Annotated in this window: 24 protein-coding genes; 14 read left to right on the top strand and 10 right to left on the bottom strand. The window is 68.8% G+C overall.

Features of this window, described 5'->3' with window-relative positions:
• Position 1: 1 nt before the first annotated feature.
• The gene (locus J2W78_RS12440; RefSeq protein WP_437178561.1) at positions 2–874 is read right to left on the bottom strand and encodes a thermonuclease family protein; all 873 of its coding nucleotides are present in this window, start codon (positions 872–874) and stop codon (positions 2–4) included.
• 732 nt (positions 875–1,606) lie between these two features.
• On the opposite strand from J2W78_RS12440, the gene J2W78_RS12435 reads away from it, so the two are divergent.
• The 3 genes from J2W78_RS12435 (at position 1,607) to trmB (ending at position 4,151) form a co-directional block, all read left to right on the top strand.
• Positions 1,607–2,014 (top strand): helix-turn-helix domain-containing protein, encoded by a 408-nt coding sequence (locus J2W78_RS12435; protein ID WP_253370855.1) that lies wholly within the window; start codon positions 1,607–1,609, stop codon positions 2,012–2,014.
• 214 nt (positions 2,015–2,228) lie between these two features.
• Entirely contained in the window at positions 2,229–3,404 is a 1,176-nt protein-coding gene (metK, locus tag J2W78_RS12430) for a methionine adenosyltransferase (protein WP_253370853.1), read from the top strand.
• A gap of 9 nt (positions 3,405–3,413) precedes the next feature.
• Positions 3,414–4,151 (top strand): tRNA (guanine(46)-N(7))-methyltransferase TrmB, encoded by a 738-nt coding sequence (gene trmB / locus J2W78_RS12425; protein WP_253370851.1) that lies wholly within the window; start codon positions 3,414–3,416, stop codon positions 4,149–4,151.
• A gap of 360 nt (positions 4,152–4,511) precedes the next feature.
• On the opposite strand, the gene topA is transcribed toward trmB, so the two are convergent.
• The 4 genes from topA to J2W78_RS12405 form a co-directional block, all read right to left on the bottom strand.
• The gene (topA, locus tag J2W78_RS12420; RefSeq protein WP_253370849.1) at positions 4,512–7,232 is read right to left on the bottom strand and encodes a type I DNA topoisomerase; all 2,721 of its coding nucleotides are present in this window, start codon (positions 7,230–7,232) and stop codon (positions 4,512–4,514) included.
• A 148-nt stretch (positions 7,233–7,380) separates the two neighbouring features.
• Positions 7,381–8,343: a molybdopterin-dependent oxidoreductase gene (locus J2W78_RS12415; protein WP_437178549.1), complete on the bottom strand. Its 963-nt coding sequence runs from the start codon at positions 8,341–8,343 to the stop codon at positions 7,381–7,383.
• The gene (locus tag J2W78_RS12410; protein WP_253370847.1) at positions 8,340–9,212 is read right to left on the bottom strand and encodes a cytochrome b/b6 domain-containing protein; all 873 of its coding nucleotides are present in this window, start codon (positions 9,210–9,212) and stop codon (positions 8,340–8,342) included. The genes J2W78_RS12415 and J2W78_RS12410 overlap by 4 nt, the downstream gene beginning before the upstream one ends.
• A 163-nt stretch (positions 9,213–9,375) precedes the next feature.
• A complete protein-coding gene (locus tag J2W78_RS12405) occupies positions 9,376–9,687 on the bottom strand; it encodes a hypothetical protein (RefSeq protein WP_253370845.1) in 312 nt (103 codons plus the stop codon).
• A 274-nt stretch (positions 9,688–9,961) separates the two neighbouring features.
• On the opposite strand from J2W78_RS12405, the gene J2W78_RS12400 reads away from it, so the two are divergent.
• The 7 genes from J2W78_RS12400 (at position 9,962) to J2W78_RS12370 (ending at position 17,157) form a co-directional block, all read left to right on the top strand.
• A complete protein-coding gene (locus J2W78_RS12400) occupies positions 9,962–10,909 on the top strand; it encodes an aspartate carbamoyltransferase catalytic subunit (RefSeq protein ID WP_253370843.1) in 948 nt (315 codons plus the stop codon).
• A gap of 5 nt (positions 10,910–10,914) precedes the next feature.
• Positions 10,915–12,219 (top strand): dihydroorotase, encoded by a 1,305-nt coding sequence (locus tag J2W78_RS12395; protein ID WP_253370841.1) that lies wholly within the window; start codon positions 10,915–10,917, stop codon positions 12,217–12,219.
• Positions 12,216–12,824, top strand: coding sequence for a glycerol-3-phosphate 1-O-acyltransferase PlsY (gene plsY, locus J2W78_RS12390; RefSeq protein WP_253370839.1), 609 nt, complete (start codon positions 12,216–12,218; stop codon positions 12,822–12,824). The genes J2W78_RS12395 and plsY overlap by 4 nt, the downstream gene beginning before the upstream one ends.
• A 31-nt stretch (positions 12,825–12,855) precedes the next feature.
• Positions 12,856–14,049, top strand: coding sequence for a DNA-processing protein DprA (gene dprA, locus J2W78_RS12385; RefSeq protein ID WP_253370837.1), 1,194 nt, complete (start codon positions 12,856–12,858; stop codon positions 14,047–14,049).
• Between the two features lie 318 nt (positions 14,050–14,367).
• A complete protein-coding gene (locus tag J2W78_RS12380; protein ID WP_253370835.1) occupies positions 14,368–15,201 on the top strand; it encodes an SGNH/GDSL hydrolase family protein in 834 nt (277 codons plus the stop codon).
• Positions 15,198–16,349: a hypothetical protein gene (locus tag J2W78_RS12375; RefSeq protein ID WP_253370833.1), complete on the top strand. Its 1,152-nt coding sequence runs from the start codon at positions 15,198–15,200 to the stop codon at positions 16,347–16,349. The genes J2W78_RS12380 and J2W78_RS12375 overlap by 4 nt, the downstream gene beginning before the upstream one ends.
• A 127-nt stretch (positions 16,350–16,476) precedes the next feature.
• Positions 16,477–17,157 (top strand): DJ-1/PfpI family protein, encoded by a 681-nt coding sequence (locus J2W78_RS12370; RefSeq protein WP_253370831.1) that lies wholly within the window; start codon positions 16,477–16,479, stop codon positions 17,155–17,157.
• Here J2W78_RS12370 and ruvX read toward each other — a convergent pair.
• Both ruvX and J2W78_RS12360 read right to left on the bottom strand, forming a co-directional pair.
• Entirely contained in the window at positions 17,154–17,651 is a 498-nt protein-coding gene (gene ruvX / locus J2W78_RS12365; protein WP_253370829.1) for a Holliday junction resolvase RuvX, read from the bottom strand. The genes J2W78_RS12370 and ruvX overlap by 4 nt on opposite strands.
• Positions 17,648–18,226, bottom strand: coding sequence for an SMI1/KNR4 family protein (locus J2W78_RS12360; protein ID WP_253370827.1), 579 nt, complete (start codon positions 18,224–18,226; stop codon positions 17,648–17,650). The genes ruvX and J2W78_RS12360 overlap by 4 nt, the downstream gene beginning before the upstream one ends.
• Positions 18,227–18,440: 214 nt before the next feature.
• Between J2W78_RS12360 and J2W78_RS24735 the strand changes: the two genes are divergently transcribed.
• The 4 genes from J2W78_RS24735 (at position 18,441) to J2W78_RS12345 (ending at position 20,940) form a co-directional block, all read left to right on the top strand.
• Positions 18,441–18,572 (top strand): hypothetical protein, encoded by a 132-nt coding sequence (locus J2W78_RS24735; protein WP_301288575.1) that lies wholly within the window; start codon positions 18,441–18,443, stop codon positions 18,570–18,572.
• Positions 18,573–18,772: 200 nt separating this feature from the next.
• Positions 18,773–19,060, top strand: coding sequence for an Asp-tRNA(Asn)/Glu-tRNA(Gln) amidotransferase subunit GatC (gene gatC, locus J2W78_RS12355; protein WP_253370825.1), 288 nt, complete (start codon positions 18,773–18,775; stop codon positions 19,058–19,060).
• A 96-nt stretch (positions 19,061–19,156) separates the two neighbouring features.
• Complete coding sequence (gene gatA / locus J2W78_RS12350; RefSeq protein ID WP_253370823.1) at positions 19,157–20,638, top strand: Asp-tRNA(Asn)/Glu-tRNA(Gln) amidotransferase subunit GatA; 1,482 nt, start codon at positions 19,157–19,159, stop codon at positions 20,636–20,638.
• Positions 20,635–20,940: a hypothetical protein gene (locus J2W78_RS12345; RefSeq protein ID WP_253370821.1), complete on the top strand. Its 306-nt coding sequence runs from the start codon at positions 20,635–20,637 to the stop codon at positions 20,938–20,940. The genes gatA and J2W78_RS12345 overlap by 4 nt, the downstream gene beginning before the upstream one ends.
• Before the next feature lie 186 nt (positions 20,941–21,126).
• On the opposite strand, the gene J2W78_RS24895 is transcribed toward J2W78_RS12345, so the two are convergent.
• The 3 genes from J2W78_RS24895 to J2W78_RS12330 all read right to left on the bottom strand — a co-directional run bounded on the left by J2W78_RS24895 (position 21,127) and on the right by J2W78_RS12330 (position 26,035).
• Positions 21,127–21,321, bottom strand: a complete 195-nt coding sequence (locus tag J2W78_RS24895) for a hypothetical protein (RefSeq protein ID WP_437178550.1) — start codon at positions 21,319–21,321, stop codon at positions 21,127–21,129.
• Positions 21,322–21,466: 145 nt separating this feature from the next.
• On the bottom strand, positions 21,467–24,631 hold the full coding sequence (locus tag J2W78_RS12335) for a multidrug efflux RND transporter permease subunit (protein ID WP_253370819.1): 3,165 nt from the start codon (positions 24,629–24,631) through the stop codon (positions 21,467–21,469).
• Positions 24,632–24,709: 78 nt separating this feature from the next.
• Positions 24,710–26,035, bottom strand: coding sequence for an efflux RND transporter periplasmic adaptor subunit (locus tag J2W78_RS12330; RefSeq protein WP_253370817.1), 1,326 nt, complete (start codon positions 26,033–26,035; stop codon positions 24,710–24,712).
• Positions 26,036–26,123 lie beyond the last annotated feature (88 nt).

The raw sequence follows: 26,123 nt of genomic DNA, 5'->3' as shown, positions 1-26,123 counted from the left end.
TCTAGCGCCGCAGCGCCTGCTCCCCCTCGACAACCTCGATGCCTTCGACGCCAGCGAGATCGATGAACGGCCCCCGACCGATCTCGACCATGCCGCGGATTCTCACGAGCCGGCCCCTCAGCGTGGCCGCAGACAAACCCTGTTCACCCAGAATCCGCCAAGAGCGTTTCTGCACGGTTACGGTCAAGCCTTGCCCGCCCCGGCGCGCGAAGTCGAGATAGGTTCGGGCCGACCGCTCGCCGACATGGAGAATGCGCCCCTCCACCACCGTGAAGCGCCCGGCGCGCGCGCTCAGCGCCGCCACATCCGTCGCCGCGAGCGGGCCCCCAGCCCACAGGCCGAGCCCGGCCGCCCGCGGCGCCGCCTCAACGGCGCGGAGCGCCGGGCGGCAGAGCGTGTCGGCCTCGCCAGCATCGGCGTAGGCAAGCCCGGCCGCGACCAATCCTCCGGCGAGATCGACCGGCTCCGCCCCGCCCGCGATCCCGCCCGTGATCGCGTCAGCGTGACGGCGGCCCCAGCGGTCCTCGGCGCCGCGCTCGGTCAAAACCAGGGACGCGCCGCGAAAGGCGTTCAGCCAACCCCGCGCAGCCGCGTCGAACGCCGGCTCGTCGGGCCAGCGCAGCCCGGAGAGCACGGCCCGGCGGCCGGATGCGAAATGCAGCTCGCCCCTGGCTCCGATGTCGGCAAGGCGGTCCTCAACCGAGGCGGCCGGCCGGCATGCCTCTTCCATCCGCGGAGCGCTCGACGCGTTGCCGGGCGCGCCGCAGGTGGCGGCGAGCAGGCAGACGAGAGCCGGGGCGCCGCCTCGGCTCGTCCGGCTCCCACCATGAGGCCCCCCATGCGGGCCGATCTCGTGACCATCACCGGGCAACATCGTCACCGTTCGCGCTCGGCTTTTCGATTCAGGCGAGGATGCCGCGCGAAAAGTGCCCGGATCGCGGCACGCGAGAGCACCGCCGGCGCGCAATCGCGGATTGCCGGCTCGTGCGCCTCCCAAGCAACAGCTCGCCGAACGCGTGCTCCGGCTCTTCCCATACAATCGTCGACGGCCCAGGCCGGAGCGGTTGGCGCCCCCCTGTGATGATGCTAAGCCTGAACGGACGTCTCCGTAGCTCAGCTGGACAGAGCACAGGTTTCCTAAACTCCACAATTGGGCGCCGTGATGGGAAACCGCACGGCGGATCCGCTCAAATTCGGGGAAAGCTTCCGGCGCCGCAGCGCCCTGCCGATCCCGAGCCAAGCCCGAGGTCCGGTCACGGTCCGAGGGAAGGTGTAGAGACTAGACGGGTGGCACCTAAAGGCTTCGTTCGAAGCTCACGGTGAAGGGATAGTCCAGACCACGAACGCGCGAACAGCGTGGCGGCGAAAGTCGAAGTGGTATGAAACCTGGGGTCGCAGGTTCGAGCCCTGCCGGGGACGCCAATCGTTTCACTGCCTGAGATTGCAGGCGAACATTCGATACTTCCTGCGATCTGAGTGCGACGCCACGCCGCATCTATAACAAATGACATAACAGGTGTGTCGTCGCGATTGGCCTCCGAAGCGCCCTTGCAACAGGAAAGTTTTCGTTCGAAGCATCGCCCGAAAGAGCTTGGGCAGAACGAAAATGGCAGGCCAGAAGACCGATGAGCGCGACGTCCTTCTCGGACGTCGCATTGCCGAGCAGCGAAAACGCTCGAAACTGACGCAGCGCGCTGTCGCCGATAGCTTCGGGATGTCTGCCGCGCAGCTCCAGAAGTACGAGAAAGGCGTCAACCGGATCAGCGCGGTTCATCTTGCGATCCTCGGCCGCCTCACCAATACCCCGGTCTCGGACTTTCTCGATGGCATTCCCCATCCGGACCCGGAAACGGAACGCGGCTTCTCGGACAATGGCCAGCAAGCCTACGCTGTTGAGCCGTGGTCCGATCTTGCCCGTGCGTTCGCCCGGCAGTTCACCGAAACCTTCACCGAGCAGCAGCGCCGCGAACTCTCCGCCGCCGTCGAGATCCTGAGCCAGGAACTCAAGGGCTGATCGGTCGGCCAGGCATCGGGCAGGGGACGCCCGCACGACCTGTGGCAGGCACGGACGCACAGGGCGAGAGCTCTCATGTCAGCGTTCGTTAAAACGGACGATTTCGCCATTCCGGCTTGACCGTCCGAAACGGCGATGCGACAAGCCGCGCCTCTGGAGACCAGGGTAAGCGCCGTGACATACGAGGCGCGCCCGACAATCGGGGGTGCACACGATGCCTCGTTCCGACTACCTCTTCACCAGCGAATCCGTCTCCGAAGGCCACCCCGACAAGGTGAGCGACCGGATCTCGGACACCGTGGTCGATGCCTATCTCGCGGCGATGCCGGAGGCGCGCCTCGGCGTCGAGACGCTGACGACGACCAACCGCGTCGTGATCGCGGGTGAGGTGCGCGGCCCCGATTCCGTGACCTTCAAGGATCTGGAAGAACTGACCCGCGAGGCCGTGCGCGACATCGGCTACGAGCAGTCGGGCTTCCACTGGAAGAACAACGACGTCGCCATCTACCTGCATGCGCAGTCCGCCGACATCGCGCAGGGCGTGGACGCCGCCGGCAACAAGGACGAGGGCGCGGGCGACCAGGGCATCATGTTCGGCTACGCCGCCGACGAGACCCCGGCCCTGATGCCGGCCCCGATCTTCTACGCCCACAAGATCCTCAAGGACCTCGCCGACGCGCGCAAGGCCAAGCAGGGCGACGCGGCCAAGCTCGGCCCCGATGCCAAGAGCCAGGTCACCGTGCGCTACGCCGACGGCCGCCCGGTCGAGGTGACGCAGATCGTTCTCTCGACGCAGCATCTCGACGAGTCGCTCGACTCCGCCGACGTGCGCGCCATCGTCGAGCCCTACATCCTCAAGGCCCTGCCGCAGGGCTGGGTCAACGAGAGCACCGTCTGGCACGTCAACCCGACCGGCAAGTTCGTGATCGGCGGCCCCGACGGCGACGCCGGCCTCACCGGCCGCAAGATCATCGTCGACACCTACGGCGGCGCGGCGCCCCACGGCGGCGGCGCCTTCTCCGGCAAGGACCCGACCAAGGTCGATCGCTCGGCCGCCTATGCCGCCCGCTATCTGGCCAAGAACGTCGTCGCCGCCGGCCTCGCCCGCCGCGCCACGATCCAGCTCTCCTACGCCATCGGCGTGGCCAAGCCCCTGTCGATCTACGTCGATCTGCACGGCACCGGCACCGTGGACGAGGCCCGGCTCGAAGGCGTGCTGATGGACGCGCTCGATCTCTCGCCCCGCGGCATCCGCACGGCACTCCAGCTCAACAAGCCGATCTACGCCCGCACCTCGGCCTACGGCCATTTCGGCCGCGAGCCCGATGCCGACGGCGGCTTCTCCTGGGAGAAGACGGATCTGGCCGACAAGCTGAAGTCGGCGTTCTAAGCCCGAACCATGATGGGGAGGGATGCGGACATCCCTCCCGAGACGGGCGGGACGGCGGAGACCGAGCGGGCCTTCTACGGGCGCCGCAAGGGCAAGCGCCTTCGCCCGGGGCAGGAGCAGCGCCTCGAAGGGGCACTGCCGCACTTACGCGTCGCGCTGCCCGAGCGCGGCGAATTTTTGGACCCGCCAAGCCTGTTTCCGGGGCCGATCGACGAGGTCTGGCTCGAGATCGGCTTCGGCGGCGGCGAGCACCTCGCAGCCCAGGCCGAGTCCCACCGCCAAGTCGGCATCATCGGCTGCGAGCCCTTCGTCAACGGCGTGGTCAAGCTGCTGCGCGCAGTGGACGACCGCGGCTTGCGCAACGTCCGCGTATGGGACGAGGACGCGACAGCCCTGCTCGCCGCCCTGCCGGATGCGAGCCTCGCCCGCGTCTACCTGCTCTATCCCGACCCCTGGCCGAAGCGCCGCCAGCGCAAGCGCCGATTCGTGTCGGACGCCTCGCTCGCCGAGATCGCGCGCGTTCTGCGCCCCGGCGGCCATTTCCGCTTTGCCAGCGACATCGACGATTACGCGGGCTGGACCCTGGTCCGCGCCGCCCGCTGCCCGCAATTGCGCTGGACGGCCGAGACCGCCGACGACTGGCGCAAGCCGTTCGAGGGTTGGCCGGGCACCCGCTACGAGGCCAAGGCCCTCGCGGCCAGCCGGTGGCCGAGCTACCTCACGTTCGAGCGGGTCGGCACGGACTGATCCGGCTGCCGAACACTCCACGCCGTCATCACCGAGCGACGCCGAATCGGTCCAGCACGCTGCCTTTCTCTGAAAGGTCGCGTGGCTGGAGCGGTCCGCTGTCGCTCGCGATGACGGCCGGCTGAACGATCCGAGAGCAGAAGACGCGCGGCGAAATCGTCTGTGCGCCCCCTCGACCCGGATGAAGGGCAATCCGTAGTCCGGACGTCGAGAAAGACCCGACATCCGGAGGAAGCGGCCGCTTCAAGCAGCCCTCGTACCAAATCCGTTCGATCCCTTCGGGATGGCGGATTTGGGCGTCGCTCAGGCGCCGCGCGGGCTCTCTGACACGGTCCCCGGTTGAATCAAGCGGGGACCGTGTCAGCCCGCCTTCGTCTTCGCGGTAGCCTTCTTCGCAGCCGCCGGCTTGGCGGCGGCCTTCGTCGCCGGCGCCTTGGTCGTCGCCTTGCGCACGGCCGGCTTCTTCGCCTCGCCGGCCTCCGCCTTCTTCGCCGGGGCGCGGGCGCGGGCCGCCGTCTTGCGGACCGGCTTCTTGCCGCCGCCGGAGGCGCGCTTGGCGTTGACGAGGTCGATCGCCTGCTCCAGCGTCAGGCTCTCGGCGGCCATCGTCTTCGGCAGCGTCGCGTTGACCGAGCCGTCGCTGACATAGGGGCCGTACTTGCCGGCCTTGACCACGAGTGCAGCGCCGTCCGGATGTTGGCCGAGCGTGCGGCCGGGATCGGACGAGGGACGGCCGCGCCCGCCGCCCTGCTCCTTGGCGACGATGAGGTCGATGGCGCGGTTGGCGCCGATCTCCAGCACGTCGTCATCCTTGCCGAGATTGGCGTAGGTCTTTCCGTGCTGCACGTAGGGGCCGAAGCGCCCGAGATTGGCCAGGATCGGCTCGCCGGTCTCGGGATGCTTGGCCACCTCGCGCGGCAGCGACAGCAGGCGTAGGCCGATCTCCAGGGTCACGCTGCTAGGGCTTGTGCCCTTGGGCAGCGAGGAGCGCTTGGGCTTCTCCGCGCCCTTCTCGGCACTCGCCTCGCCGAGTTGCACGAACGGCCCGAAGCGCCCGTCGCGCAGGGTCACGGGGAGGCCGGTGGCCGGATCGTCGCCGAGCACCCGCACGCCGGGCTGGCCGCCCTCGGCCGAGGAGCCGTCGCCCTCACCCTCGACGCCCGACGCTGAGAGTTGGCGGGTGTACTTGCACTCGGGGTAGTTCGAGCAGCCGATGAAGGCGCCGAACTTGCCGAGCTTGAGCGAGAGCTGGCCCGCCCCGCAGGTTGGGCAGGCGCGCGGATCGCCGCCATCCGCCTTCTCGGGGAAGATGTGCGGCCCGAGCAGGCCGTTGAGCGCCTCGAGAACCTCCGCGACGCGCAACTCCTTGGTGCCGCCGATGGCCGCCGAGAAGTCGCGCCAGAAGTCGCGCAGCACCGAGCGCCAGTCGATCTCGGCATTCGAGACCCGGTCGAGCTGCTCTTCCAGGCTCGCGGTGAAATCGTATTCGACGTAGCGCTTGAAGAAGCTTTCGAGGAAGCCGGTGACGAGGCGGCCCTTGTCCTCCGGCTGGAGGCGCTTCTTCTCGATGCGGACGTATTCGCGGTCGCGCAGGGTCTGCAGCACCGCGGCATAGGTCGAAGGCCGGCCGATGCCGAGCTCCTCCATCCGCTTCACGAGGCTGGCCTCGGAGTAGCGCGGCGGCGGCTCGGTGAAGTGCTGGGTCGAGGCGATGCGCTCGCGCTTCAAGGCGTCGCCCGCCTTCATCGCCGGCAGGCGCTTGGAATCCTCGTCCTCCTCGTCGTCCTTGCCCTCTTGGTAGAGGGCGAGGAAGCCGTCGAACTTCACGACCTGACCGGTGGCGCGCAGGTCGATCCGGCGCGGGCCGACATTCGCGCTCACCTCGACGGTGGTGCGCTCCAGCTCGGCCGATTCCATCTGGCTGGCGATGGTGCGCGTCCAGATCAGTTCGTAGAGCTTGGCCTGCTCCGGTTCGAGATAGCGGGCGATCTGCTTCGGCAACCGGCCCATATCGGTCGGGCGCACGGCCTCGTGGGCCTCCTGCGCGTTCTTGGCCTTCACTTGGTACTTGCGCGGCGCGCCGGGGACGTAGTCGTCGCCGAACTCGCGGCCGATCACCCGGCGGGCGTCCTGGATCGCCTCCGGCGCCATGTCGACGCCGTCGGTTCGCATGTAGGTGATGATGCCGACGGTCTCACCGCCGACATCCACGCCCTCGTAGAGCCGCTGGGCGACCCGCATGGTCTGCGCCGGGGCCATGCCGAGCTTGCGCGAGGCCTCCTGCTGCAGGGTCGAGGTGGTGAAGGGCGGCTGCGGGTGGCGCTTGGCGGGCTTGGCCTCGACGGATGCCACCTGGAAGGTCGCGAGTTCGAGGTCGCGCTTGAACGCCGCCGCCTCCTCGGCATTGCCGACGTCGAGGCGCTGGATGCGCTTGCCGTCGGCGCCGACGAGGCGCGCCTCGAACACGCCGCCGGCTTCCGTCACCAGGGTGGCGACGATCGACCAGTACTCGCGGGCCTTGAAGCGCTCGATCTCCATCTCGCGCTCGACCACGAGGCGGAGCGCCACCGACTGCACCCGACCGGCCGAGCGGGCACCGGGCAGCTTGCGCCACAGCACCGGCGAGAGGTTGAAGCCGACGAGGTAATCGAGGGCGCGGCGCGCGAGATAGGCATCGACCAGGGCCTGGTCGATCTGGCGCGGCTTCTTCATCGCCGCGTCGACCGACGCCTTGGTGATGGCGTTGAAGGTCACGCGCTCGACGGGAATGCCCTTCAGCGCCTTGCGGGCGGTGAGCGCCTCGATGACGTGCCAGGAGATCGCCTCGCCCTCGCGATCCGGGTCGGTCGCGAGGATGAGCTTCTCGGCTCCCTTCACGGCGCGGGCGATCTCGGACACGCGCTTGGCGCCGCGATCCTCCACCTCCCAGATCATGGCGAAGTCGGCCTCCGGATCGACCGAGCCGTCCTTGGCCGGCAGATCGCGGATATGGCCGAAAGAGGCCAGAACCTCGTAATCGCGCCCCAGGTATTTGTTGATCGTCTTGGCCTTGGCCGGCGACTCGACGACGACGACTTTCATGAACCTCTGCCTCTCGCCAGAGCCTCACCGCAGATACGGTTTTGGGAATGGCGCGGATGCGTACCGGTCGGAGGCCGGCTCTCGCGCCGCGCAGAAGTGGGTGAGCCGCGCGGCGTTGTCAAATCGGGTGAACGCGCCGGACCTACCCTTAAATCCCCGCGTACCACTCGTAGCCGCGGTCTTCCCAGTAGCCGCCCTTGCCGTCGCCGATGCCGGTCAGGCCCTCGGTGACCTCGATCCGCATGATGTATTTCGCCTGCTTGTAACCGAGCTGGCGCTCAACCCGCAGGCGTAGCGGCGCGCCGTTCGAGACCGGCAGCGCTTGGCCGTTCAGGTCGTAGGCGAGAATGGTCTGCGGATGGTAGGCGTCGGTGAGATCGATGCTCTCGTAATAGCGAACCGGCGTGCCCTGGCTCTCCTCGTCCTCAGGCTTCGGTGCCTCCGCGCCCGCGGCCTGCGAATCGCTCGCCTGATTCTCGGCCCCTTCCGGTTGCGTCTCCATGCCGGGATTGGCGGTCTTTTCCGGTTCCGCCTCGTCCTCCCCACTACTCATGGCGTATTCCATCGTGTCGGCGCAGTGGAACACGACGTAGCGGGCCTTCGGCTTCAGGCCGGCCCGTTGCAGCACCTCGGCGAGCGGCACGCCGGTCCACTTGCCGATGGCGCTCCAGCCCTCGACGCAATCGTGCCGCGTGGTCTGGGTGCGGGCGGGCAGGGCCCTCAGATCGGCGAGGCTGAGATCCTGGGGCCGCTCGACGAGGCCGTCGACGCGCAGCTTGAACCCGTCGAAGCTCTTGGCGGCCAGCGCCTTGTAGGCCCGGTCCGGCGGCTCGATCGTGCCATTCGGCTTGAACCAGGGTGAGATCTCGGAATCCGGAAACTCCTTGGCGAGCGAGGCCGGCGTGAGGAGCAGACGCTGCACGAACAGGTTGGCATCCTCGCCCGCCTTCAGGGCCCGCTGCCCCGTCGGGCTCGCGGCGAAACGGTCGCAGCCGCCCAGCGCCGAGACGCCGAGCAGGCCGGCCGCCGCGGTGAGGAAACCGCGGCGATGAGGGCGGGGGATCTGGAGGCGGGGGGGCACGGGGCGGGAGGACATGGGGCGGGGGATCATGGGGTCTCTCCCGAACCGGCGGGAAGCTTCTTGCGCTCGATCACGAACCAGCCGGTGATCATGCTGCGCATGTTGTTGGCCACGCCGGAGAGCAGCACGAGCAGGACGTGGACGATCACGAACAGCACCAGCAGGTTCGTGACGATGAAGTGGATCGTGCGGGCCGATTGCCGGCCGCCGAACAGGTCGGGCAGGGGCACCACGGCGTTGACGCCCGGCGACATGGCGAGCCCCGTGAGCACCATCAACGGCAGCAGCACGGCCACCACGACGAGGTAGGAGAGCTTCTGCAGCACGTTGTAGCGCTTGGCCTCGTCGCCTTCCGGAAAGTGCAGGGTCAGGTGCTCGCGGATCGAGGAGCCGAACCCGCGCATCTGGTCGCCGTCGGGCACGAGGCGCCGCCGCAGCTGCCCGGTGCCGATTCCGTAGAGCAGATAGATCAGCCCGTTGATGACGAAGGCCCAGGCGAACAGGAAGTGCCAGCGCCGCCCCGTGGCGAGATCCTGGTGCGCCGGCAGGGTCGACCACGAGGGGAAAGCGCGGCCCGTGGGCTGGCCGTTGAGGTTCGACAGGCCGAGCACGCCCGTCGTCTCGAAGGTGTGACCGGCGACATAGACGATGCCGCGCGGCGTGCCGTCGTCCCGCTGGTCGTCGGTGATCGCGACGAACGGTGTGTCGAAGGTCGAGGCCGCGCCCCAATAGAGCGCGGGATGGGCATTGAAGATCTGCAACCCGCTCATCAGCAGGATGGCGAGGCAGACCACGTTGAGCCAGTGCGCCAGCCGGATCACCAGCGGATGGCGGAACATCCAGCGTCGCCGTACCGTCTCCACGATGTCCGGCCCCGAGAGCGTCGATCCTGCGGCCACGGCGCGGCTGTTCCTATTGCAGCAACCCATGCCGGGCGGGCGAGCCGCTCGGCGCGGGAGGACTTGAAAGGCTTCGTTCGACACGAAAAAGCCCGCCCGGTCTAACCGGGCGGGCCGATAGTCGCCTAGATGGCGAGTTGGTCACAGTCAGGTGACGTGGGGATCACATCCCGCCCGCGCCGGACTCCATGCCGGAGCCGGAATTCATGCGCTTCGAGCGCATCATCTTCTTGCTCTTCATCGGCTTTTTCATCTTCTTGGAGCTGCGCTTCATCGGGCGCTGCTCCTGGCCCATGTCGTCGCCCATGGCGCCCTGCTGCATTTGGCCGCCCATCTGGCCACCCATTTGCCCGCCCATCTGGCCTCCCATGCCGGGCTCCATACCGCCCCGCTGCATGCCCTGGGCATAGGCGCCGGACGAGAGAGCGAGACCGAGCGAGAGCGCACCGGCGGTCAGGAGAAGTCGCGTGTTCATAGGCTACCTTTCGTTTCCGGGCAGGCAGGCGAATACCGGGACAGGCATTCGACGCGCTCAAGCCCCGACAGATGTTGGGGAAACGGAAGCGAGGCCGGTTCGTTCAAATTTTTCTCGATCACGGGCTCGCGATGACCAAGAAAATCTCTCAGCTGCGACCGGGTGAGACCGTTATCCCTGGCGCCATCGCCCGCGCGGGCCAACCGGATACGCCTGCGCCTTGCCGGGCCTCTCCCAGACACCTATAGCGCGGAGCCGACGCCAGAACCGCCGCATGACCGCTCAGACAGCACCCGCCTTCCCGCACCGGCACCTGCTCGGCATCGAAGGCCTGAGCCGGCCGGACATCGAATCGCTGCTGGAGCGCGCCGACGCCGCCGTCGCCTTGTCGCGGCAGGTCGAGAAGAAGCGCACCGTCCTGCGGGGCCGCACGCAGATCAACCTGTTCTTCGAGCCCTCGACCCGCACGCAATCCTCGTTCGAACTCGCGGGCAAACGGCTCGGCGCCGACGTGATGAACATGTCGGTCGCCTCGTCCTCGGTGAAGAAGGGCGAGACGCTGATCGATACGGCCGCAACGCTCAACGCCATGCGGCCCGACATCATCGTGGTGCGCCACCACGCGGCGGGCGCAGTGCATCTCTTGGCCCGCAAGGTCGATTGCGCCGTGGTCAACGCCGGTGACGGCGCCCACGAGCACCCGACCCAGGCGCTGCTCGACGCGCTCACCATCCGCCGCAACAAGGGCGGCATAGAGGGGCTTCAGGTCGCGATCTGCGGCGACGTCCTGCACTCGCGGGTGGCGCGCTCCAACATCATCCTGCTTCAGGCGCTCGGCGCCCGGGTGCGGGTGATCGGCCCCTCGACCCTGCTGCCCACCGGCATCGAGCGCTTCGGCGTCGAGGTGTTCACCAACATGCGCGCGGGGCTGAAAGGCTGCGACATCGTGATGATGCTGCGCCTCCAGCGCGAGCGGATGAACGGCTCCTTCGTGCCCTCGGTGAAGGAGTACTTCCGCTATTACGGCCTCGACGGCGACAAGCTGGCGCTGGCCAAGCCCGACGCGCTGGTGATGCATCCGGGTCCGATGAACCGCGGCGTCGAGATCGCCTCCGACATCGCCGACGGGGCACAGTCTCTGATCCGCGAGCAGGTCGAGATGGGCGTCGCCGTGCGCATGGCCGTGCTGGAAGCGCTGGCGACCCACTTGCCGAACGGGTGACACTCATGAGCGCGCTCGTCCTCTCCAACGCCCATCTCCTCGATCCGGCCACCGGCCGCGAGGGTCCCGGCGCCGTGCTCGTGCGCGACGGCCGCATCGCCGACATCGCCTGGGGTGCCGCACCCGACACGCCGGAGGGCGCCCAAAAAATCGACTGCGGGGGTGTCACCCTCGCACCGGGCCTGATCGACCTGCGTGCCTTCGTCGGCGAGCCGGGCGCCGAGCACCGCGAGACCCTGGCCTCGGCGAGTGCCGCTGCAGCGGCCGGCGGCGTGACGACCCTGGTCTGCATGCCCGACACCAATCCCGTCATCGACGGGCCGGCCATCGTCGATTTCGTGCTGCGCCGCGCCCGCGACACGGCAAGCGTCAACGTCCTGCCCGCCGCCGCGATCACCAAGGGGCTGGCGGGGCGCGAGATGACCGAGTTCGGCCTGCTGGCGGAGGCCGGCGCCGTCGCCTTCACCGACGGGCTGAAAGCCGTGACCAACGCGCAGGTGATGCGCCGCGCGCTCACCTACGCCCGCGATTTCGGCGCGCTGCTGATGCAGCATATCGAGGAGCCGGACCTCGTCGGCGAAGGCGTAATGAACGAGGGTGAGATGGCCTCCCGCCTCGGCCTCATCGGCATCCCCCGCGAGGCCGAGACGGTGATGCTGGAACGCGACATCCGGCTCGTGCGCCTCACCGGCGCGCGCTACCACGCGGCGATGATCTCCTGCGCCGATTCCGTCGAGATCGTGCGGCGGGCGAAAGAGGCAGGGCTGCCCGTCACCTGCGGCGTGTCCGTCAACAACCTCGTGCTCAACGAGGGCGACATCGGTCACTACCGCACCTTCTGCAAGCTCTCGCCCCCCTTGCGCCGCGAGGACGACCGGCAGGCGGTCATCGCGGCCCTGAATGAAGGCGTGATCGACGTCATCGTCTCCGACCACAACCCGCAGGACGTCGAGACCAAGCGCCTGCCGTTCGCCGAGGCCGCGGATGGCGCGCTCGGCATCGAGACCCTGCTCGGGGCCGCCTTGCGCCTGCTCCATACCGGCGACATGCCGTTGGGAACGCTTCTGAAGGCCCTCTCGTCGAACCCCGCCGCGCTGCTCGGCCGCGAGGCGGGGCGGCTGGAGAAAGGCGCACCCGCCGACCTCGTGCTGATCGACCCCGATCTGCCCTACCTGCTCGACAAGCGGCAGTTGAAGTCGCGCTCCAAGAACTCGCCCTTCGACGAGGCGCGTCTCCAGGGCGCGGCGGTGCTGACGCTGGTGGCCGGCCGGATCGTCCACCGCTCCGCCCTCTCGGCCATCGCCGCATGACCACGCTTCTCGCGGCCGGCTGGCCGGTCCTCATCGCGGCCCTCGTCCTGGGCTACGCCTGCGGTGCGATTCCCTTCGGGCTGATCCTCACGAAGTTCGCCGGCCTCGGCGACGTGCGGGCGATCGGATCGGGCAACATCGGCGCGACCAACGTGCTGCGCACCGGCCGCAAGGGCCTCGCTGCCGCGACGCTGCTCTGCGACGCGCTCAAGGGCACGCTGCCGGTGCTCGCGGCAAGCCATTGGGGCGAGGGGCCGGCGCTGGCCGCGGGCCTCGGTGCCTTCCTCGGCCACCTGTTTCCGGTCTGGCTCGGCTTCAAGGGCGGCAAGGGCGTGGCGACCTTCATCGGCGTGCTGCTGGGCTTAAGCCCGCTGACGCTGGCCGCCTTCGCCGCGATCTGGCTCGGGCTCGCCTTTGCCCTGAAATACTCCTCGCTCGCCGCGCTCGCGGCGTCGGCCGCCACGCCGCTCATCCTGTGGGCGCTGGGACACGGAATGGTTGCAGCGCTCTTCCTCGTGCTCGCAGCTTTGCTATGGTGGAAGCACGCGCCCAACATCCGCCGCCTCGCCGCCGGTACCGAAGGGCGGATCGGGAAGAAGGGGTGAGCGCCGCCCCCTCCCGGACGGAGGGGGATCGATGCAGCTCACCGACGCGCAACGCCTCGATTGGCTGCGCCTGATCCGTACCGACGGCATCGGCCCGCGCACCTTCCGCGGCCTGATCAACCGTTTCGGCAGCGCATCGGCCGCCCTCGACGCCCTGCCGGACCTGACGAAGCGGGCGGGCAAGCGCGCCGTCCCGCCCACGAAGGCGGAGGCCGAGCGCGAGATGGCCGCCGCCGCCCGCCTCGGCATCCGCTTCCTCGCCATGGGCGAGGCGGCCTATCCGAAGGCGCTGCACGCCACCGACACCGCGCCGCCGCTGATCGCCGTTCGCGGCGATCCGGCCACGCTTCTCAAGCCTTCGGTGGCCATCGTCGGCTCGCGCAATGCCTCGACCGCCGGCCTTGCCTTCACCGAGCGGCTCGCCCGCGGCTTCGGCGAAGCCGGTCTCGTCGTGGTCTCGGGGCTCGCCCGAGGGATCGACGCCCGCGCCCACAAGGCCACGCTGGTCACCGGCACCGTCGCGGTCCTCGCGGGTGGGCAGGACCGGATCTATCCGGAGAACCATGCCGGCCTCGTCGAGGAGATCGTGGGCGAGGGCGGGGTGGTGGTCGCCGAGATGCCGATGGGCTGGGTGCCGCGCGGGCGCGACTTTCCCCGCCGCAACCGCATCATCTCCGGCCTGAGCCTCGGCACCGTCGTCGTCGAGGCCGCGCGCCGCTCCGGTTCGCTCATCACCGCCCGCTTCGCCCTGGAGCAGGGCCGGGAAGTCTTCGCGGTGCCCGGCTCGCCGCTCGATCCGCGGGCGGAGGGCACCAACGACCTGATCCGCCAGGGTGCGACGCTGGTCTCGGAGGTCGAGCACGTCCTCTCGGTGCTCGATCCGCTGATCGCCGGGGACGCGCCGCAAGCGGACGGCCTGAACGACCGCTCCGAAAGCTGGGGGGCGCCCGATTATTGGGACGAGATCGATTTCGACGGACGAGCCGAGACCGCCCTGCCGCTGTTTCCCGCTGCGGCGGAGCCGGTCGAGGATCCGCCCGAGCCCCGGGACGACCGCGCGCGGCTGATCGCGTGCCTCAGCCCGACACCGGTTGGGACCGATGCGCTTGCCCGCTCCACCGGCCTGCCGGTTCGGATCGTGCAGACGACGCTGCTCGAACTGGAACTCGACGGCCAAATCGAGCGGCACGGCAGCGGGACGGTCTCCCTGGTTTCGCGGGCGTGACGCGGTCGATCCCTGGCCCTGGAGGCCCATGATACAGGAGCCGGGCAGCACCGTTGCTGCGCTCGAACGCGCCCCTCAGACCACAAGCCGGCATCGAACAAACGGCTTCTATGACGAACAAATCTTTGATCCGAGTTTCGCACTTAAGACTCTATCAAACACTGCGCATTGCGGCTGTGGCGAATCACGATTATTGGGCCGTCATCCGGCCTCGGTTCGGTTAGAAGGGTCGATATCAGTCATTCCGCGAAAGCCCCTAATCGAGGCGGCCCGCGGGCGGGGGCTCGAACGGTGGTACGGTTTCTACGTCAGGCTCGGATGCGGCCGGTCTCGAGGGGGCGTCCGCGGCGGCTCGTCGGCGCGTCGGCGCTGATACTGGCCCTCTCCCTCTCCTCGACCGCAGTGCTCGCCTACGCCGACCTGCTGCCGCAACACCTCGATCTCGGCTTCGACTTCGATCTCGGCCTGTTCGAGGATGCGGCTCCGACCGGCCTGCCGCACGTCGCCCAGAAGATCGCACTGGGCGGACCGTTGAGCATCGTCGCCTTCGGCTCCTCCTCGACGGAAGGCATCGGCGCCTCGACGCCCGCCGCTGCCTATCCCGCTCGCCTCGAAGCGGGTCTGCGGCGCGCCCTGCCGCATCTCGGCAGCAAGATCACGGTCGCCAACCGCGGCATCGGCGGCGAGGCGGTGGACGAGATGCTGGCCCGGCTCGACCGGGACGTGATCGCGCCCCGGCCCGATCTCGTGATCTGGCAGACCGGCAGCAACGACGCCCTGCGCGGCGTCTCCCTCGATCACTTCCGCGAGGCCACCGAGGCGGCGCTGGAGCGCATCCGCGCGGCGGGGATCGACGTGGTTCTGATGGAGCCGCAATGGTGTCCGGCGCTCGACGCCACGCCCGGCGCCGACCGGTTCCGCGACGCCGTGCGCACCCTCGGCGCCGAGCTCGGCGTCCCGGTGATCCGCCGCTCCGACCTGATGCGCGACTGGATCGGGCAAGGCCGGCTGACTCGCACCGAACTGTTCGCAAGCGACGGCCTGCACATGGCCGATGGCGGCTACGCCCTGCTCGCCGAGGCCGCGCAGGACGCGGTGCTCGACGGGGCCGAAGCGGCACCGGTCGCGCTCGCCGAGGCGGGGACGGATTGAGGCCATCATCCGGGGCGGCCCGCGTCGCCCGTTGTTGCGCGATCGGCCTTCTGCTCGCGGCGGCGCCCGCCGGGGCGATCGATCTGCGGCTGCTGCCCGAAAACCCGCGCACTACCCGCAACCCGAAATGTGCCGACGTGACCGTGGTGGCGCCGGCCCGCCGGCCCGGCACGCATCCGCTCGACGACCGGATCAGCCCCAACCCGGCCCTGTCGCCGATGAGCCAGGGCGACAGCGCGATCTGCTTTGCCTACGCCACCGCCGACATGATCTCGCAGCGCGTCGGGGTCACCGTCTCGGCGCTCGATGTCGCCACCCGCTACTACTTCGCCGACCCGGCCGGCCTCGAACGCAGGCGGGACCGTGCCTTGCGTAGCTACCTGCGCCGGCATCCCGACCTCGCAGAAGAGATCGCCGAGAGCCGCAACGACACCGAGGCGAGCCGCGAGCGCAACCCCGGCCGCAAGCCCTATTTCGACAAGCTGGAGGACGGGCAGGAGGAGGCGGCGACCCTTCTCTACAACCTCGGCGGCCTCTGCACGGACCGCGACCTTCCTTCCTTCGACGGCTACGGCCAGCACGCGCGCACCTTCGGGGCCCTGCGCTGGCGCAGCCGCGTCGCCGCCCCCAAGATCTCGTGGCGCAGCCTCGGCGGGACGGTGCCGCGACTACGCGATCCGGCGACCGATGCCTTCAATGCCGGCTGGATCGCCCATGTCGAGCGGCGCTGCCGCCGCCAGCCCCTGCCGGTGCCGCTGGTCCCGGTCTCGGATTCGATCGCCGACAACCAGCTCGACTTCATGGACAAGGCCGCCCGCCGCGAGCCCGGCCTCGCGGCCGGCACCGACCGGCTGATGGGGATGATCGACTACGCCCTCGACCGGGGCCGCCTGCCGGTGGTGGGCTATTCCTGGTACGTGCTGGAGGAACGCCTGCCGAAGGACCCGGATATCGCCGCCGACCATTCGAGCCCGATCATCGCCCGGCGCAAAGTGGGTGGGCGCTGCCAGTACCATCTGCAGGACAATACCGGCGAGTACTGCGCCCGGATGCGGCCGGGCATCGCCGAGCGCTGCGACCTCGGCCGGGTCTGGCTCGACGAGGACGAATTGCGCGCCTCGCTCTACAGCGTGATCTATCTACGGTAGAGCGCATTCCGACGGAGTGGTCGCCGGTTCGTCGAAAGAATGCGTGTCAAAACAAGGACTTAGAGACGCCGGCCTGATGCAATCAGCTCGACGGCTCGAGGCGTTTTCAAGCGGAGGATTGAGGACCATGACGATCGAGATCGGCTTCCTCGTCTTCCCCCAGGTACAGCAATTGGACCTGACCGGGCCCTACGAGGTACTGGCCATGGTGCCGGGCGCCCGCGTCCATCTCGTTGCGAAGGCGCTGGAACCGATCGCGAGCGCCACCGGCCTCGTGCTGACGCCCACACTCACCTTCGCCGAATGCCCGGCCCTCGACGTGATCTGCGTACCCGGCGGTGCGGGGGTGAACCCGCTGATGGAGGATGCCGAGACCCTCGACTTCCTGCGCCGTCAGACGCGAAGCGCTCGCTACCTCACCTCCGTCTGCACCGGTACCCTGGTGCTCGGCGCGGCGGGACTGCTGCGGGGCAAACGCGCCACCACGCACTGGGCGGCGCACGATCTGCTGAGCTCCTTCGGGGCGATCCCGACGCAGGGGCGTGTCGTACGCGACGGCAACCTGATCACCGGCGGCGGCGTGACGGCGGGCATCGATTTCGGCCTGACGCTCGCGGCCGAACTCACCGACGCGGCGACCGCACAGGCGATCCAGCTCCAGCAGGAATACGCCCCGGCCCCGCCCTTCGATGCCGGCCGCCCCGAGACCGCCGGTCCGGAGATTCTCGCGGCCGCCCGCGAGCGGCTGTCGGCGACGCGCCGGGAGCGGGAGGCGATCGTGGCCCGACTCACGCAGGCAGGGGGTTAAAACCCGTCCGCCTCCTCGGCCGCGCCCGAAAACATCCCGCCCATCACGTCGAGACAGCTTTGCAGGATGTAGGTGGCGGCGAGCTTGTCCACGAGTTCGCCGCGCCGCGCCCGCGAGGCGTCGGCTTCGAGCAGCGTGCGGGTGACGGCGGCGGTGGAGAGGCGCTCGTCGAAGAACAGGACCGGCAGCGGCAAGAGCGGCTTGAGGTTGCGGGCAAAGCTCCGGCTCGATTGGGCCCGGGGGCCTTCGGAGCCGTCCATGTTGAGCGGCAGGCCGATCACGAGGCCGCCGACGGCGTGCGTCGCGCAGAGCGCTACGATCCGCGCCACGTCGGGCGTGAACTTCACCCGCCGGATCGTCTCCAGCGGCGAGGCGATCTGCCGGCCGACATCGGACAGGGCGATTCCGATGGTCTTGGTGCCCAGGTCGAGCCCGATCAGGCGCGGCGCGCCGGCCGAGGCTTCGACGAAGGCCGCCATCTCCTCCCGGTTCACGAAGCCGCCGCTCCGAGCTGTTCGAGGGCCGCCGCCTCGTCGCCCGCGAAAGTCGCGGGCAGCGGGCCTTCCCCGTCGCCGAGGATGTGCAGGATCTCGAGGCCCTGGAGCCCGCGCAGGAAGGTGGGCAGATCGGCACCGCCGAAATGCACCGTCTCCAGATCGGCGCACAGCACCCAGATGTCGTATTCGGGGAAACCCGGCGTCACGTCGAAGAACAGGAAATCGCCCCGCTCGGTCTGCCCGAAGAAGCAGGCCCGCTCCATCAGCCCGGCATCGGCATCACCCTCGATGGTGAAGCGGTGCGGCTCGTCGCTGCCCTCGTCGCGCAGGCCGTCGAGGGCGAGCGCCACGCCGTGCGAGATCAGGTGTGCCCGCGAGCCGAGATCCGCCGCCTCCACCGGAACCGGGGTGAAGATGCGCAGATGCCCGCCGATCCGCCCGGCGCCGCAGCTCTGCGCGAAGTTGCGGTAGCTCTGGGGGAGGGGGAAACCGAGTTCGGCCTCGGCACGGGCGAGATCCGCCTCGCTGGAGATCAGCCCCGGACGCAACTCCCGGAAGACGCTGTCCCACATGCCCCGTCCTCCTCGCACCCCGACAAGGGAGGGGCTTACGCCCGCCCCCGCGGACTTGTCCACCGCCCAGATTAACCATGGCGGGTGGTCGCCCCTCCCGGGATGGAGCGGAAAGCGGAAAGCGGTGTTAAGGTTTCGTTAACGATGCCGGAACCGCCCCGTGCCCCTCACGCCGACGCCGAGCCCTCCTGCCTCCGGCCGATCCCGCCGCCTCATGCGGCGGCACATGCTGATGCTGGCGCTCGCCCTGGAGATCCTCTGCGTCGGAGCCTACAACGCCGACCGCTACCGCCGCCCCGGCATCACCGTGGACATGCCGTCGACGCGGGGCCACGTCATCGTCTGAGCGGCCCTCCGCAGGGTCATCGCGCGGAGGCGGCAACCGGCGATCGCGGCTGGAAAGAAACCACGGCGATGCCGGTCTCGATCGTCCCGATGCCCGTCGCGTGCGGCGTTGCTCCTGCGCGAAGGCGGGTGCTATAGCCCGGCTGATCCCGGCGCGAGGTTTTCACCCGCGCTCACGGCAGGCGAGGCGACACGGGCGGCATGTCGGTCGACGAGACAACGGTACGGCGCATCGCGCATCTGGCCCGCATCGCGGTGACCGACGAGGAGGTCAGCCCGCTGAAGGGGGAGCTCAACGCGATCCTCGCCTTCGTCGAGCAACTCAGCGCGGTGGATGTGGAGGGCGTCGAGCCGATGACCTCCGTCACCCCGATGCGCATGAAGAAGCGCGCCGACGTAGTGAACGACGGCGGCCGGGCGAGCGACGTGGTCGCCAACGCCCCCGAGACCGAGGACAACTATTTTCTCGTGCCGAAGGTCGTCGAGTAGTCCCCTGGGACGCGACGGAGCGGCTCCTCTGCCACCCGCGAGACGCCACGCGCCCGCGGGATCGGTGCGGATACCTGGCAGACAGTTGGAACGGGCATGACGGCACTCAACGAACTCACCCTGGCCGAGGCTCGCGACGGGCTGAAGGGCAAAGATTTCTCGGCCCGCGAGATCGCGCAGGCGCATCTCGAGGCCATCGACAAGGCGCAGGCGCTCAACGCCTTCATCGTCGCGACGCCGGACCGCGCGCTGAAGATGGCCGAGGTCTCGGACCAAAAGATCGCCAAGGGCGAGGCGCGCCCGCTCGAAGGCCTTCCGCTCGGCATCAAGGATCTGTTCGCGACGCAAGGGGTGCACACCACCGCGGGCTCGAAGATCCTCGAAGGGTTCGAGCCGCATTACGAGTCGAACGTCTCGTCCCAGCTCTGGCGCGACGGCGCGGTGATGCTGGGCAAGCTCAACCTCGATGAGTTCGCCATGGGCTCGTCCAACGAGACCAGCGCCTACGGCAAGACGATCTCCCCCTGGCGCCGCCAGGGCTCGGAGGCGCCGCTGGTGCCCGGCGGCTCGTCCGGCGGTTCGGCGGCGGCGGTGGCCGCCCATCTGTGCCTCGGCGCCACCGCGACCGATACCGGCGGCTCGATCCGCCAGCCCGCCGCCTTCACCGGCACCGTCGGCATCAAGCCGACCTACGGTCGCTGCTCGCGCTGGGGCATCATCGCCTACGCCTCCTCGCTCGATCAGGCCGGCCCCATCGCCCGCACGGTGCAGGATTGCGCGATCCTGCTCGGCTCCATGGCCGGACACGACCCGCGCGACACGACCTCGGTCGATGTGCCGGTACCCGACTTCGAGGCCGCGATTGCGCGTGGCGTGAAGGGTCTCACCATCGGCATCCCGCGGGAATACCGGATCGAGGGCATGCCCGCCGAGATCCAGCGCCTCTGGGACCAGGGCGCGGACTGGCTGCGGGAGGCCGGTGCGACGATCAAGGACATCTCGCTGCCGCACACGCAGTACGCGCTGCCGGCCTATTACATCGTAGCGCCGGCCGAGGCCTCTTCGAACCTCGCCCGCTACGACGGCGTACGCTACGGCCTGCGCGTGCCCGGCAAGGACATTGCCGGGATGTACGAGAACACCCGCGCCGCCGGCTTCGGCCGCGAGGTGAAGCGGCGTATCATGATCGGCACCTACGTGCTCTCGGCGGGCTATTACGACGCCTACTACGTCCGGGCGCAGAAAATCCGCACGCTGATCAAGCGCGACTTCGAGGCGGCCTACGCCTCCGGCGTCGATGCGATCCTCACCCCCGCAACCCCGTCGGCGGCGTTCGGCATCGGCGAGATGGCGTCGGCCGACCCGGTCGAGATGTACCTCAACGACGTGTTCACGGTGACGGTGAACATGGCCGGCCTGCCCGGCATCTCGGTGCCGGCCGGCCTCGACGCGCAGGGGCTGCCGCTCGGCCTCCAGCTCATCGGGCGCCCCTTCGACGAGGAGACGCTGTTCGCCGCCGCGCAGACCATCGAGAATGCGGCCGGTCGGATCAGCCTGCCGAAGGCGTGGTGGGCGTGAACGCCGCCCCCGTCGTCCCGGTCTATTCGTTCTCGGTCTGGATCCTCGCCGGGTTCGATCCCCTCCTGATCCTGATCGCCGTGTTCCTCGGATGGAAGGCGGATCAGTTCGGCAAGGTCTTCATCGCGGCCATCGCCGCTTTGGGGATCTCGGTGCTGTTCGCGTGGCTCGTGACGCGGATCGGCCTGCCCTGGCCGGCCCCCGTCGCCGCTGACCTGCCGACGTTCTTTCCGGTGCGGACGGTCTCGGCGTTTCTCTGGGCAGTGGCCGGGTATGGCGCGCGGCGGGTTCTGAAGCGCTGAAGGCTGCCAATCCCGTCGTGATACCTGGAGGATCCTTCGAGGCCGCTTCGCGGCACCTCAGGATGAGGTGCTTGGGTTGGATGAACGGACGCGGGCGGACGGGCGCTTCGCCAGGAACTGCACCCTGTCCCAATCCTCTGCGATCAGCGCTTCCTTCTTGGCACGGCTCCAGCCCTTGATCCGTCGCTAGGCCGCGATCGCATCGGTGATGCGGTCGAACCACTCGGCGTTCACGAGCGACACCGGCCGACGGTGATAGGTGTCGCCGACACGCGTTCCGGCCTGATGCTCAGCCAGCCGCCCGTCGAGAGATTCACCTCGGGCCGAGCCGACATCGTCACTGCCGTCGGCGCAACGCAGCATGTCGACGAAGGCGGTCAAGGCGGCCTCAGCGGAAGAGAAGCGGCCCGGCAGCTTGTCGGATCCGCCCTCCCGGCTCAACGGATATGGAATCCACCCCCGCTCCTCATACTGAGGTGCGCGCGGCACGCGTGCCTCGAAGCGCGCGCACCGCCCCTCCCATCCGCTACTCCGCCGGCACCGAGTGCCCGTGATGCGCCGGAGCGGGCACCGCCTCCGCGTTCTCACCCGCAGCGACGTCCTTGCGCCGGAACAGGCGCATCACCACCACGAAGAACACCGGCACGAAGAACACCGCGAGCACGGTGGCCGAGATCATGCCGCCCATCACGCCGCTGCCGATCGCCTGCTGGCTCTTCGAGGAGGCGCCAGTGGCGATAGCCAGCGGCACCACGCCGAAGATGAAGGCGAGCGAGGTCATCACAATCGGGCGGAAGCGGAGCGTCGCCGCCTGGATCGTCGCCTGGACGATGTTGGTGCCGGGCTTCCACAGATCACGCGCGAACTCCACGATCAGGATCGCGTTCTTGGCCGAGAGGCCGATGATCGTGATGAGCCCGATCTTGAAGTAGACGTCGTTGGGCATCCCGCGCAGGTACACCGCTGCCACCGAGCCGATGACGCCCAGCGGAATCACCAGCAGCACCGAGATCGGGATCGACCAGCTCTCGTAGAGCGCGGCCAGACACAGGAACACGATCAAGACCGACAGCGCCAGCAGCAGCGAGGCCTGTGATCCGGCCTCCTTCTCTTGGAGCGACTGGCCGGTCCAGGCGTAGCCGAAGCCCTTCGGCAGGAAGGTCATCAGCCGCTCCATCTCCTTGATGGTGTCGCCGGAGGTGTAGCCGGGGGCCGGATCGCCGGTGATGCGCACCGACTGGTAGCCGTTGAAGCCGATGATCTGGGCCGGGCCGACGCCCCATTTCAGGTCGGCGAAGGAGGACATCGGTACCATCGTCCCCTGCGCGTTCTTGACCGAGTAGTTCAGCAGGTCAGAGGCGTGCAGGCGCTGGAGATCCTCGGACTGCACGATCACACGCTGCATCTTGCCGCGATTCGGGAAGTCGTTGACGTAGACCGAGCCGAGATTGACCTGGATCGTGTTGTTGATGTCCTCGAAATCGACGCCGAGGGCGGCCGCCTTCTCGCGGTCGATGATGAGTTCGGCCTCGGGCGCGGGCGGCAGGCCCTCGACATAGACCTTCGTCAGCACGGGGCTCTTACGCGCGAGCGAGAGCAGTTGCTCCTGCGCCGCCATCAGCGCCGAGTAGCCCTTCTGCGCCCGGTCCTGAAGGCGGAACGAGAAGCCCGAGGCGTTGCCGAGGTTGTCGATCGGCGGCGGCTCCAGCGCCTGGATCACCGCATCCTTGTAGCTCCCGAGCGCCTTGTTGGTCCCCTCAACCAGCCGGGCGGCCGAGTTCTCCGCGTCGCGCTCGCCCCACGGCTTGAGCGTCACGAAGGCCTGGCTCGTCATCTGGCCCTGGCCGGAGAACGAGAAGCCGTTGATGACGGTGATCGTCGCCACGCCCGGCTGGGCCAGGAGATGCTCCTCGACCCGCTTCACCGCAGCCTCGGTGCGGTTGAAGGAGGAGCCCGGCGGAGTCTGGATGTCGACGGTGAAGAAGCCCTGGTCCTCGAGTGGCAGGAAGCCCTCGGGCAGGCGCATGAAGGCGTAGGCCACGCCCGCCACCAGCACGAGATAGATCAGCATCACCCGGCCGGACTTGCCGATGAACCACGCCACGCCGCGGCCGTAGCGGGCGGTCTCCCGATCGACGAAGCGGTTGAAGAGACCGAACACACCGCCCTTGGCGTGGCCGTGCCCCTTCTCGATGGGTTTCAGCATCGTGGCGCAGAGCGCCGGGGTCAGCGACAGGGCGAGCAAGGCCGAGAAGGCGATGGAGGTCACCATCGCGATCGAGAACTGCCGGTAGATGATGCCGACCGAGCCAGGGAAGAACGCCATCGGGATGAACACGGCCACCAGCACCAGGGTGATGCCGATGATCGCCCCCGTGATCTGGCTCATGGCCTTGCGGGTCGCCTCCTTCGGAGGCAGGCCCTCCTCGTTCATGATGCGCTCGACGTTCTCGACGACGACGATGGCGTCGTCGACGAGGATGCCGATGGCCAGCACCATGCCGAACATCGTGAGCACGTTCACGGAGAAGCCCGCGAGCAGCATGACGGTGCAGGTGCCGAACAGCGCGATCGGCACGACGATGGTCGGGATCAGGGTGTAGCGGATGTTCTGGAGGAACACGAACATCACGATGAAGACCAGCACCACCGCCTCGACCAGCGTGTGCAGCACCTTCTCGATCGAGGCATCGACGGCGGGCGTGATGTCGTAGGGGATGTCCCACTTCACCGTGTCGGGGAAGAACTGCGACAGCTCCACCATCTTGGCGCGGATGGCTTTCGCCGTCTCGATGGCGTTGCCGTCGGGCGCCAGCGTCACCGAGATGCCCGCCGCCGGGCCGCCGTTGAGGCGGGTGGTGAACTTGTAGTCGTCGCCGCCGAGTTCGATCCGGGCGACGTCGCGAAGGCGCACGTTGGAGCCGTCGGGATTGGCGCGCAGGACGACGGCGCCGAACGCCTCCGGCTCGGTCATCTGCCCCTTGACGACGATGGGGAAGTTGACGGCGTGGCGCTCCGGGCTCGGCTGCGCGCCGACCGCGCCTGAGGCGATCTGCACGTTCTGCCGGCCGATCGCCTTGGTCACGTCGGCGGCGTTGAGGGAGTAGCCGCGCAGCTTGTCCGGATCGATCCAGATCCGCAGCGCCCGCTCGGTCGAGTAGAGGGTCGCGCGGCCGACGCCGGGGATGCGGCGGATCTCGTTGATGACGTTGCGGATCAGGAAGTCGCCGAGACCCACCTCGTCGGTCTTCCCGTCGGTGGAGACCAGGGTGATGATGTTCAGCGTCGCAGCGGAGGCCTCCTCCACGAGGATGCCCTGCTGGCGCACCTCGGCCGGCAGGCGCGCCTCGACGCGCTTCAAGCGGTTCTGCACCTCGACGCCGGCATAGCCGGGGTCGGTGCCGGGCTGGAAGCTCGCGGTGATCTCGACCACGCCGAACGAGTCGGAGGCCGATTCGAAGCTCAGGATGTTGGCCGCGCCGTTGAGCTCGTCCTCGATGAGGCGCGTCGTGCCGGTGTAGAGATTCTCCACCGAGGCGCCGGGATAGGAGGTCGAGAGCGCGATCGCGGGGGGCGCGATGATCGGGTACTGGGCGATCGGCAGTTGCGGGATCGAGAGCGCGCCGCCCAGCAGAATGAACAGGGCGACGACCCAGGCGAAGACCGGCCGGTCGATGAAGAAGCGAGCCATGAGGCGCGTTGATGTCCTATGTCATCGGGCCAGCGTGGCGTCGGGACGCCCGCCGGCCGCGCGATGCTTGGGAAAGGATCAGTCGGCGAACTGGGCGACGGGCTGGGTGGCCGGATCGGTCGCAGCCGAACTTTTCCCGCTCGTATCCCGGCCGTCGGTGTCGTGACTGTCGGCGTCGATCGGCTTGCCCTCGTCGGCGGAGGTCTCCGTCTTCCAGGGGACGGTCTTCACCTGGACGCCCGCGGTGATCTTCTGGAAGCCTTCGACGACGACCTTCTCGCCGCCCTCCAGGCCCTCGCGGATCAGCCAGTTGCCGCCGACCACGGGGCCGACCTCGACCGGCTGGAGCATGACCTTGCCGTCGGGCTTGACCACCCAGACCTCGGGCTTGCCGTCACTGGTGCGCTGGATCGACTGCTGCGGCACGGCGATGGCGTCCGAGTCGATGCCCTGCTTGATCCGGGCGCGGACATACATTCCGGGAAACAGCTCGTTGTGCGGGTTGGGGAACTGCACCCGCAACGTGACCTGGCCCGTGCTCGGGTCGGCGGTGACGTCGGAGAACAGCAGGCGCCCGGCCGAGCCGTAGAGCGTGCCGTCGTCCATGATGAGGTGGACGTTGGCGGTGTCGGCGGCGAGCTTGGCGAGTTCGCCCGAGGCGATGTCCCGGCGCAGCTTGTTCAGTTCGCCCACCGACTGGGTGATATCGACGTAAATCGGGTCGAGCTGCTGGATCGTGGCGAGCACACCGGTGATGCCGGATTCGATCAGCGTGCCCTCGGTGAGCAGCGCCCGTCCGATGCGGCCGGAGATCGGCGCGCGCACATCGGTCCAGGAGAGGTTGAGCCGCGCCCGGTCGCGGGCCGCCTTGGCGCCAGCGACTTCGGCCTCGGCCTGCTTCTTGGCGGCGAACGCCGTGTCGTACTGCGCCTGGCTCGCGGTGTTGCGGGCAAGAAGCGTTTCGAGGCGGTCGGCCTGCTGGTTGGCCAGCACGAGGGCGGCCTCCCGGTTGGCCAGCGTCGCCTCGGCGCTGGCGAGGTCCACCTGATAGGGGGCCGGGTCGATCTTGTAGAGGACGTCGCCCTCGTTGACGTGGCTGCCCTGCTCGAACAGGCGCCGGATCACCAGACCCGAGACGCGGGAGCGCACCTCGGCGATGCGCATCGGCGCGACGCGGCCGGGCAGGTCGCGGACATAGGGGATCGGCTGCGGACGCACGCTGACGACGCTGACCTCGGGCGGGGGCAGCGGCACGGGTGCGGCGGCCTTCTGCTCGTTGCAGGCCGAGACGGCGACGAGGAGGGCACCGACGAGAAGAGAGGCCGGCAGGGACCAGCGGGAGCGGCGGCTTCCGGCCTTGGCGGGGCCGGGGCTGCTGCCGGGCGACTGGGGAGACGGCGTCACGATGGAATTACTCCTACGATGCTCTCGGCTCTTGTTTTCACATCGTCTGTTTCCGAAAGCCGGCGGCCACCTTTCGGGACGATGCCGT

This window comes from Methylorubrum extorquens, assembly GCF_024169925.1.
GTDB lineage: Bacteria > Pseudomonadota > Alphaproteobacteria > Rhizobiales > Beijerinckiaceae > Methylobacterium > Methylobacterium extorquens_A.
Note: the sequence above shows the minus strand (reverse complement) of the source record. Positions and strands in the feature narration are given on the sequence as shown.